At 60.5% G+C, this 9,355-nt stretch carries 8 protein-coding genes and 1 pseudogene; 5 read left to right on the plus strand and 4 right to left on the minus strand.

Annotated elements, in window-relative coordinates:
- From GSQ76_RS22440 to GSQ76_RS22450, 3 genes and pseudogenes are all read left to right on the plus strand, one after another.
- A pseudogene (locus GSQ76_RS22440) lies at positions 1 to 589 on the plus strand (glycogen debranching enzyme GlgX); the annotation flags it as partial.
- A gap of 562 nt (positions 590 to 1,151) precedes the next feature.
- Complete coding sequence (locus GSQ76_RS22445) at positions 1,152 to 1,793, plus strand: glutathione S-transferase family protein (protein WP_158746341.1); 642 nt, start codon at positions 1,152 to 1,154, stop codon at positions 1,791 to 1,793.
- 61 nt (positions 1,794 to 1,854) lie between these two features.
- Complete coding sequence (locus GSQ76_RS22450; protein WP_158746342.1) at positions 1,855 to 2,025, plus strand: hypothetical protein; 171 nt, start codon at positions 1,855 to 1,857, stop codon at positions 2,023 to 2,025.
- 198 nt (positions 2,026 to 2,223) lie between these two features.
- On the opposite strand, the gene larB is transcribed toward GSQ76_RS22450, so the two are convergent.
- The 4 genes from larB to GSQ76_RS22470 are packed head-to-tail and all read right to left on the minus strand — an operon-like array spanning position 2,224 to position 6,061.
- On the minus strand, positions 2,224 to 2,892 hold the full coding sequence (gene larB, locus GSQ76_RS22455; RefSeq protein ID WP_158746343.1) for a nickel pincer cofactor biosynthesis protein LarB: 669 nt from the start codon (positions 2,890 to 2,892) through the stop codon (positions 2,224 to 2,226).
- The gene (locus GSQ76_RS22460) at positions 2,889 to 3,686 is read right to left on the minus strand and encodes an adenine nucleotide alpha hydrolase (protein WP_158746344.1); all 798 of its coding nucleotides are present in this window, start codon (positions 3,684 to 3,686) and stop codon (positions 2,889 to 2,891) included. The genes larB and GSQ76_RS22460 overlap by 4 nt, the downstream gene beginning before the upstream one ends.
- Complete coding sequence (locus GSQ76_RS22465) at positions 3,683 to 4,930, minus strand: LarC family nickel insertion protein (protein ID WP_158746345.1); 1,248 nt, start codon at positions 4,928 to 4,930, stop codon at positions 3,683 to 3,685. Before GSQ76_RS22465 ends, GSQ76_RS22460 begins: the two co-directional genes overlap by 4 nt.
- A 60-nt stretch (positions 4,931 to 4,990) precedes the next feature.
- Positions 4,991 to 6,061, minus strand: coding sequence for an aldo/keto reductase (locus GSQ76_RS22470; protein WP_158746346.1), 1,071 nt, complete (start codon positions 6,059 to 6,061; stop codon positions 4,991 to 4,993).
- Between the two features lie 646 nt (positions 6,062 to 6,707).
- On the opposite strand from GSQ76_RS22470, the gene GSQ76_RS22475 reads away from it, so the two are divergent.
- Both GSQ76_RS22475 and GSQ76_RS22480 read left to right on the plus strand, forming a co-directional pair.
- Entirely contained in the window at positions 6,708 to 8,291 is a 1,584-nt protein-coding gene (locus tag GSQ76_RS22475) for an ABC transporter substrate-binding protein (protein ID WP_254070576.1), read from the plus strand.
- A 106-nt stretch (positions 8,292 to 8,397) separates the two neighbouring features.
- Entirely contained in the window at positions 8,398 to 9,267 is an 870-nt protein-coding gene (locus GSQ76_RS22480) for a sulfotransferase (RefSeq protein ID WP_254070577.1), read from the plus strand.
- Positions 9,268 to 9,355: the final 88 nt, after the last annotated feature.

Genomic DNA, 9,355 nt, shown 5'->3' on the forward strand with positions numbered 1-9,355 from the left:
TCTATTGACCTCGCTGCTGCTAGCGCAAGGAACGCCAATGCTGCTGGCGGGCGATGAATTCGGCCGCACCCAGGGTGGCAATAATAATGCCTACTGTCAGGATAGCGACATCAGCTGGGTGAACTGGGATATACAGGACAAGGGCAAGTCGCTTATCGCCTTCGTCCAAAAACTTACCAAGCTCCGTCATGACTTTGCCATTCTGCGCCGTAACAGATTCCTCACTGGCGAGCATAACGAGGAGATTGGAGTTAAGGACGTCACCTGGATCAATGCGTCCGGTGCCGAGATGAAGAATGATCAATGGCGCGACGAGGGTATGCGGTGCTTCGGCATGCTCATCGACGGCCGGGCACAGGCGACCGGGATCAAGAAGCGTGGTGATGACGCGACGATGCTGCTGGCATTCAATGGTGCGGGCGACGGCGTGAATTTCACGCTGCCGGATTGCCCCGGTGGAGCCGCCTGGACCCTGGTCATCGACACCAACCAAGCGGAGGTAGCCGCCGCCGAATTTAAGACGGGCGACGTCTATACGGTAACTGGCCGATCGATTCTTGTGTTCTCCCTAAAGCAGGAAACAGCCTGAGGCGACGACCGCTACAAGACGGTCCTGGCCTTAAGGACGAAACCGAGAGCCTCCCTGCTGGAGGTTTTCGCTTCCGCCTGTGGACGCCGGCGCATGAGTGCAACAACCCTTGCGGTGAACGGCCGCCGCAAGCCGATGACCCCGGTGGCAAAAGGGCGGCATGCCCTGGATGTCGCAGGACGGAGCGCGGGCGCGACCTAACTGTTCGAGCTTCCGAATGGCACGAAAGTGCCTGACCCGGCGTCTCGGTTTCAGCCAGATGACGTGCACGGTCCCCGCGAAGTCATCGACCCGGCGTCGCATCTATGGACCGACAGCGACTGGAAGGGGCGGTCCTGACACGATGCAATCGCCTACGAACTGCATATCGGCGCATTCACACCCAAGGGAACCCTCCTGGCTGCGACTGGACTATCTTGCCGAACTTGGCGTCACTGCATCGGAAATCATGCCTGTCTCAGACTTTCCGGGCGGTCGAACCCACGAGGAGCAACGGTCGCAGGCAAGAATGGAGTTGCAGGCAGAGGGCCGGCGGTCATTATTTACGACGAGGAGGCTATTCATGCTGACGATCCATCATCTTGGACACTCGCAGTCCGAGCGCATCATTTGGCTGTGTGAGGAGTTGGGTATCCCGTACAAGCTGTCGCTGTATGAACGTGATCCCGTGACCATCTTGTCGCCCCCTGCCCTCAAGGCGCTTCATCCGTTGGGGGCAGCCCCACTCATTCAGGATGATGGTCTGACCTTGGGTGAATCGGCTGCCATCGTCGATTATATTATCGCAAAGCACGGGAATGGCCGCCTCCGGCTTCAGCAAGATCATCCGGATTTCGCCTCCTATCTGTATTGGTTCCACTTCGCTAACGGCAACCTTCAGCCAGTGTTTGGCCGGTTGATGATAATCGGTCGGGTAGGGTTGGCGCTGGACAATCCTAGCCTAATGGGAGTTCGCGGCCGACTGGAGCGAGTGATGGCACTGGTAGAAGCGCGGCTGCACGAGGCCGATTACCTTGCTGGCAATGAGTTCACCGCGGCCGACATCATGAGCGTGTTCTCGTTAACGACGATGCGGCTGTTCCAACCGCTTGATCTCCAGCCCTACCCCAATATTTTGGCCTATCTACAGCGGATTGGAGCGCGCCCGGCTTATCGCCAGGCAATGGCGAAGGGCGATCCGGATTTAACGCCGCTGCTGACGTGACTTGACGCCGCCGTCACTGCAGACGCGACATGACGGTGGCCACTGCGCCGGAGACCTTGTCGTGGACATTACAGACTTCCTCCTCGGCCGTCGGCTCACACATCTTGTGAATGTCGCGACGCCCTCCGAAGACGCCGAACAATCCAAGCCGACATCGGACATCTTCCAGGTTGCGCTGAAGCAGCTTGATTTAGACGGTCACGAAGCAGTCGCGATCAACGCCATCCCTTAAGATGCGGAAGCTGTTGCAACAGCCGGTATTTTCGCAACTGGTGTGCTTCGCTGCGGTTTCTAGGCGACAGACCTTCGCGGCGGCGTTTGCGTCGCCGTGTATTCAGGCCTTACCGGCCTGCTTCGATGCCTCGCCGCTAGGTGATCAAAGCACCGCTTCAACGCGGGACTGAACCATTAAAACCAGGGGTTGAGCGATCTACGCGGTTTTGTCGGGTGCCGAGGATTGTCCCAAAACACGGAGCGCGGCGCATGCCGCACCATAGCCATTGTCGATATTGACGGTGACGATGCCGGGCGCACAGCTTGCTAGGATCGCGTTCAACGCAGCATAGCCACCAGCCGCCACTCCGTATCCAACCGAGGTCGGCACCGCGATCACGACACCACCGACAAGGCCGCCGATGACACTGGGAAGCGCCGCATCCATGCCTGCGGCCACGATGATCACCCGCATTGCTCGCAACTCCTCGACCCGACGCAACAACCGCCACAGCCCGGCGACGCCAACATCGGCGATCACCTCAGCCCGCCGCCCTTGGAATGCCAACGTCCGCACGGCCTCCAGCGCAACTGGCACGTCGGACGTTCCAGCTGTGACGACGGCGATTTCCGCCAGGCCCATGCTTGGATTCGGCGCGCCGGAGAACGCGGTTTGCGAGACGGGGTCGTAGTCCAGCGCGGCCTGCTGGCCGGGCGGCAAGGCCGCGAACCGCCCCGGATCCAGCCGGGTCAGCAGCATCGGTGCGCGCAGGCTTTCCAAGATTGCCGCAATCTGTGCCGGTGATTTTCCGGCGCAGAACATCGCCTCGCCAAAGCCGAGACGGGTGGTCCGCATCTCGTCCAGGACGAACTCCGGCCCGCTCATGCTGGGCTACGCAGGAACGCACTGCCGGTCGTATAAGGCGCGAAGTCGATCGGCTTCAGTAGCCCCGCCATGGCCGCAAGGGCCTGCAATTCCGCCCGTAACCCCGCTTGCATCGATTGGCTGCGGACCAGCGCGCCCTCATCTAGCTCAATCACCACAGCGTTTCCCCGCACCCGACACCGCACGGTCTTCGGCGACAATCGCGCACCTACCAGCTTCTCGGCCTCGTGTACCATCGCCAACACGGCGGCCTCGATCCGGATGCCCGTCTCGACACGGCTCGACAGACAGGGGGCCGAAGGCAGTTCGGACAACACGCCCAGCCCAAGTTCAGCCGCAAGCGCACGGACTGTGCGTTTATCGATTTCCGCCTCTACAAAAGGGTGACGCACCTGATGATCACGCGCCGCCTCCAGCCCCGGCCGATAGTCGCCGAGATCGTCTAAATTGGTGCCGGACACGATCTGGTGTGAGGTGCGGCGCGCTACCGCCCCATACAAATTGGTCTTGCAGAAGAAGCACCGATTGACCGGATTGGCGCGATAGGCCGGGTCGGCGAACTCCCCGGCGTCGAACACGTCCAACTGCCACCCCTCTACCTGGGCCAGCGCCCGGGTCCGCTCGGTTGCCTCCGCCGGAACGGCTGGCGAGGTGGCGTGATGCATCGTCACCCGACCGGGCAAGATCCTATGGCTCGCGGTTGCCAGGGTGAGGCTGTCGATACCGCCGCTGACCGCCACCGCAATCCGGTTGCCCGCCTTCAGCGCAGCGCGAAGCCGATCGTGGGGGTTCATCGTTTGGTCCGCTCCTGATCAAGATCCGCAGTCGTCGCCTGCGCCTCCGCTTGGCGACGGATCTGGACACGGCCGGCATGGCTGGCGATGTCGCGCAGGTGCTCCGCCTCCGCCTTGCCTGTAAGGATACCACCCGGCCGTTCCACCAGCTTGGTCGTCACGGAGTGGCCGTCGATCTCGCCGGCTGCGAACCGCCGCGTCAGGGTTCTGCCTTGGACCATGTGGGTCCTCAGGCCGATCGTGGTCGTTTCCTGAAAACACAGGCGCACCACATCGTCCAGCATGTCCGGCCTGGTGAGCACCTGCACATGCACTGCCAGCCGAGACTTCTTGCCGAAAGCAGCCATTTGCACCACGTCGTGCACTCCTTCCGCCATTCGCACCCGATCCAGCCCCAATGCCAGATCTTCCCCGGACTGGTCGTCCACTTCGAAACTGATGACCGCAAGCTGCCGATGTTCAACCCCGGCCGCCACGGCATCGACCTCGAACACTAGCGCGCGCAGGCAGTTGCTGATACCCGGCAGCAGCCTGGTGCCGAACCCATACCCGGAACGGCAAAGCCTGCCCTGCGTCGCGCCGGGCGCCTGGCAGTGGAGATAGCGCAGGATCGCCGCACCGGTCGGCGTGACGCGTTCGCCGCCGGTCCCGTCATCGTGCAATATGAACCCCTCCAGCAGCAGTGCGGTCGCGGGCGCGGGAACGGGCATGACGCCATGTGCCGTTCGCACCGTGCCGCCACCAAGCGGAAGGGCGGCGATTGTCCAGCGCGTCGGTCCAATCGCGCTCATGATGGCCGCCGCCGCAACGATGTCGGCAATGGAGTCGACAGCCCCTACCTCGTGGAACGCGACCGAGTCCGGCGGCACGCCATGCACCCGCCCTTCCGCCTCTGCCAGGACAGAAAAGATTCCGATGGCGTGATCCTTCACCGCACGACTCAGCGCGGACGCCTCTAGCAGGGCGCGGATATCGCTCCAGTGCCGGTGGCCGTGCTGGTGGTGGTGGTGCTCATGCGCAAGATGGTGGTGTCCGTCAGCCGCATCGCCCGGCGCCTCCGCCACCATGAAGCGCGCGCCGGTCAGGATACCATCCCCATGCGCCAACAACTGGCATGAGGTTCCCGCCACCGCTTCGGCAGCTTGGATCACTGCATCCCGGTGCTCGGGGAATGCGTCGAGCATGCATGCAACGAACATGTCGCCCGCCGCACCACCCAGTGGGTGAAGATGGATGTGCCGCATAACGCCTCTTTCGCAGGGGGATTGGTGCCGTCGCGACTTACCACGATGACAGATACGGGCCTATTCCATCGTCGGGGCGAGCTTCTGAACGGACTCCACGTCCTCACCAAGCCAGTTCGCGTTCTTGGCCGTTCCGTCGAACGTGGAACTCGTCTTGAACAGCTCGTATTTGCCTTCCACAGCGTAAGGCCGGCTTCGTGACAGCAACTCGGCCACCTCCGCCTTTGCCATCGGCTTGAACGTCCGTGTCGCCTCGAACGCTTGGTCCAGATCTTGTTGGTTCTGAATGCCAGTGATCACGACGGAGGTCTGCAAATTGAGCGAGTAGTGCAGATATTCCAATGGCTGGATAGGTGCCTGACTTTTCAGCAGCACGCTGTCTGCAAACGTCTTCATCCCGAGCACCGCAATGCCCTGTTCCACCAAATAGGGCAGCACCAAATGGGCAAAGCTACGGAAATGCGCGTCCATAACGTTCAGCGGCATCTGCACGGAGTCGAATTGAAAGCCGCGCTCGGCGGCGACCGACAGCATTTGCAGGTGAATACGCGGATCCTTATGCCCGGTGAACCCAACATATCGCAACTTCCCGGCCTGCTTGGCCTCGACAAAGGCCTCCATCGCGCCGCCTTCGGCAAAGACGCGGTCGGGGTCATCATACCGCAAAATTTCGTGATGCTGGACTAGGTCGATCCGATCCGTTCGCAGCCGCTTCAGGGACATGTCGATCTGATCCGCGGCCTCCTTCTTGGTGCGACCGTCCATCTTGGACATCAGGAACACGCGGTCGCGGTAGCCGCTTTGATCCAGAGCAACCCCCATCCGCAGCTCCGACCGGCCCTGGTTGTAATCCCAGCAATTGTCCATGAAGTTGATGCCGCGATCGACACCCTCGTGAATGAGGCGTGTTGCCTCAGCATCGGTGACTGCCTTCTTGCCGAGGTGGAAGCCACCCATTCCGATGGCGGAGATCATCTCCGCCGTGCGGCCGAAGCGGCGATACAGCATGTCGCCTCGACGCTCTCCAGGGTCCGTCACGAAAGGCAGATTAGCCGGGTCGCTGATGATGCTGGATGGCAAGGCCGTGCGGCTCATGCTCATCTTGGCTGGGGTAGCATTATCATGCTCCATGGAGCCGAATTCCTGTTCATGTTGAATGCCAAGGGTCTTGACCCCGTATGGTCAAAGCTTCTGACCTGGAAGGTTCGTCGCCGGTCAGACGCTCGTCCGGTGGCAGGCCCAGTTGACCGTACAGCTAGGATGGCCTCATGGCGTGCGGATCGAGGCACTCTTGCTTGAGCACCCGGTTGGGCAGGGCGGGCTCGGGCGGTGGTTTGTTATCACCGATGACCGGTGCCGTCTCGTCTGTCATGGGAAGGCCCCTTTGGGTGTTAACCCCGCGTTAGCTCGGGAGTTTCAGTCGCGGACTGCCGCGCTGGGTAAAACCTCCCCTTGGTCACGATTCGCCGATGAGCGGAATAAGGCGTATTGTGTAAAGCAAGGTAATGGATTGTTGGCGTTTGCCTCCATGCGATTTGCTGGCTCCCAGATCCGTCGGCCGCTCGCCACGCCTATGGTCCAGCCGGGCCGGTCTTCGAAATGCGGGCACTAGCCAGCGCAAAACCCGCCGCGCTCCGTAACGGCGCCGCCGGAGCCGCCACAAATGCAAGCGTTGCAACAGGATCGTGCAAGTTTTACCCGGCGGTTACGTCATGTTCTACTGTTCCGGACAACGTTCCGCGTCCGCCGAACGGACTTGGCCCAAGGAGTAGCGTTCGTGCGAAGACGTGACCTGTTGAGAGCGTCCGTTGCCGGCGCCGCTGCACTCGCAACCCCCGCACTGGCGCAAAGCACCCGAAGCAAGCTTCTCAGATTTGTTCCGGATTCGGATTTACCCGGGCTCGATCCACTGGTCAGCGTCGCCTATGTCACGCGACTCCATGCCCTCATGGTATTCGACACGCTCTATGGGCAGGACGACAACTTCAACGTTCATCCACAGATGTTGGCTGGGCACCAGATTGAAGATGACGGATTGACCTGGCGGTTGATCCTGCGGGACGGGCTGACGTTCCACGATGGCGAACCCGTGCTGGCCCGCGACGTCATTGCGAGCCTGAGACGCTGGGGCGCCGTCAATAGCTTCGGCCAGCGATTGATGGCCGCAACCGAGGCGATGACCCCCGCGTCTGGCCGGGAGATCCGGTTCAAGCTCAACACGCGTTTTCCAATGTTGCCGGAAGCGCTCGGCAGAACCACGCCCTATCCTCCCGTCATCATGCCGGCGCGGCTAGCATTGGCGGGCGCAGTCAAACCGTTGACGGAAATGGTCGGGAGCGGGCCGTTCAAATACCTGCCCAACGAGCGGGTCGTCGGTGTACGTACGGTTTACGAGCGCTTTGCAGGCTACGTGCCTCGGTCCGAAGGGGAGACGCAATTTACCTCGGGCCCGAAAATCGCCCATTTCGACCGGGTCGAGTGGCAGATCATCCCAGACGATTCGATCGCGGCAAACGCCCTCATCACCGGTGAGGTGGATTGGTGGGAGCGCCCTATCATCGACCTCCTGCCGTCGCTGCGTGCCGAGCGCAAAGTGGTGATCGATGTGATCGATCGAACTGGTTTCATGTCGATCATCCGGTTCAACCATTTATATCCACCCTTTGACAATCCAGGCGTGCGACGGGCACTGCTAGGCGCTATCGACCAGCAGGAGTTGATGACGGTCACTGCGGGATCGGATCGATCGCTATGGGATGATAAGATCGGCGTTTTCTGCCCAGAATCACCGATGGCCTCCAATGCGGGCCTCGATGTTCTGACCGCACCGCGAGATTACGCCAAGGCCAGGGCAGATCTCGCGGCAGCAGGGTATAGGGGGGAGAAGGCAGTTTTCCTGACACCCGGCAACAACCAGGCAATGAACTCGCTGATGCAAGTGGTGGCCGACGAAGTCCGCAGGGCCGGCGTGAATGTCGACCTCTTGCCCGTTGACTTCGGGGTTTGGCAAACCAGGAGCAACAGCATGCAGCCGCCCGACAAAGGCGGTTGGAACTGCGTCACCCTATTTCTACCGGGCATGGATCTATGGGATCCTGGAACGCATATAGAGTTACGTGCGACGGGCCGCGACGGGTTCTCCGGGTGGCCAACGGATGCCAAGTTGGAATCCCTACGCGCAGAGTGGTTCGCTGCTGAATCCAACGCCAGCCGGCAGAAGATTGCAGCGGATATTCAGAGCCAGGCGCTTCAAAGCGTCCCCTACATTCCCGGTGGGCGCTGGCGACAGCCAACGGCTTATCGCCGCGGGCTGACAGGGGTCCTTCGTGGCATGCCCATGTTTCACAACGTACAAGCTTGAGCACGGCGACAGTGACTGTCGGGACCCAGACGATCGGCATTTTTTAGATCTCGGCTCTACGCCTCAAAAGACTCGGTCTCTAGGGTTGTAAAGCAACGATGCCTGCATGATGCTGCCACGATCACTGCCCTGGTTCTTTGAGGACGTCATGAAAACCGGAATTCATTTCATTTCTGGGCTGCCACGCTCGGGCTCCACGCTGTTGGCGGCGATCTTACGGCAGAACCCGCGATTCCATGCCGCCATGACGAGCCCGATCGGTTCGATGTATATGGCACTCGAATCCGCAATGAGCCGACGTAACGAAACCGCCGTCTTCATCAATGACACGCAGCGTCGCGACGTGCTGCGAGGGATCTTCACCAGCTACTACCAGGCAATCGAAGGTGAAAAGCTAGTCTTCGACACAAATCGCGTGTGGTGTGCGAAGCTGCCAGCACTGATGCAGTTGTTCCCGAATTCCCGCGTCATATGCTGCGTACGTAGCATCGGCTGGATCATGGACTCGATTGAGCGTTTGGTGCGCAAGAACGCATTTGAGTTGTCTGGAATGTTCGGGTTTGAACCGGGCAACACTGTCTACACACGGATCAATCGTGTCGCCATGAGCGATGGCATGGTCGGTTATGCACTTGATGCGCTCAAAGAAGGGTTCTTCGGCGAACAAGGATCTCGTTTGATTCTGGTTGAGTATGACGCGTTGGCACGAGACCCAAGTTCGACTATGCAGTTACTGTATAGCATGCTCGACGAGCAGTATTTCGCTCACGATTTTAGCAATGTTGATTATGCCGCCGACGATTTCGACCTCGCTTTGGGCGCCCCTGGGCTACACACTATTCGTCGCACGGTTGATTGGGTCGAGCGGCAAACCGTCATGCCACCGGAACTCTTCAGGCGCTTCGAAGGTGATATGTTTTGGCGCTACCCGGAGGCGAACATCCGTGGCGTTCCGATCATTCGTATAGAAGAATAGGGTTTTGGCCGCCGTCGGCCTGACGACGGCGGCGCCCCTGCGTTAGTGGTTCACGAAGGTTATGAGTGAGCCGCCATGGGTATCGTCG

It is taken from the genome of Acidisphaera sp. L21, from assembly GCF_009765685.1.
In the GTDB taxonomy this organism is placed as follows: domain Bacteria; phylum Pseudomonadota; class Alphaproteobacteria; order Acetobacterales; family Acetobacteraceae; genus LMUY01.

Bases quoted from the DNA above. Each gene is read 5' to 3' on its own strand.
- GSQ76_RS22445 (WP_158746341.1), top strand. From the start codon at position 1,152: ATGCTGACGATCCATCATCTTGGACACTCGCAGTCCGAGCGCATCATT.
- larB (WP_158746343.1), bottom strand. From the start codon at position 2,892: ATGAGCGGGCCGGAGTTCGTCCTGGACGAGATGCGGACCACCCGTCTC.
- GSQ76_RS22460 (WP_158746344.1), bottom strand. From the start codon at position 3,686: ATGAACCCCCACGATCGGCTTCGCGCTGCGCTGAAGGCGGGCAACCGG.
- GSQ76_RS22465 (WP_158746345.1), bottom strand. From the start codon at position 4,930: ATGCGGCACATCCATCTTCACCCACTGGGTGGTGCGGCGGGCGACATG.
- GSQ76_RS22470 (WP_158746346.1), bottom strand. From the start codon at position 6,061: ATGGAGCATGATAATGCTACCCCAGCCAAGATGAGCATGAGCCGCACG.
- GSQ76_RS22480 (WP_254070577.1), top strand. From the start codon at position 8,398: ATGATGCTGCCACGATCACTGCCCTGGTTCTTTGAGGACGTCATGAAA.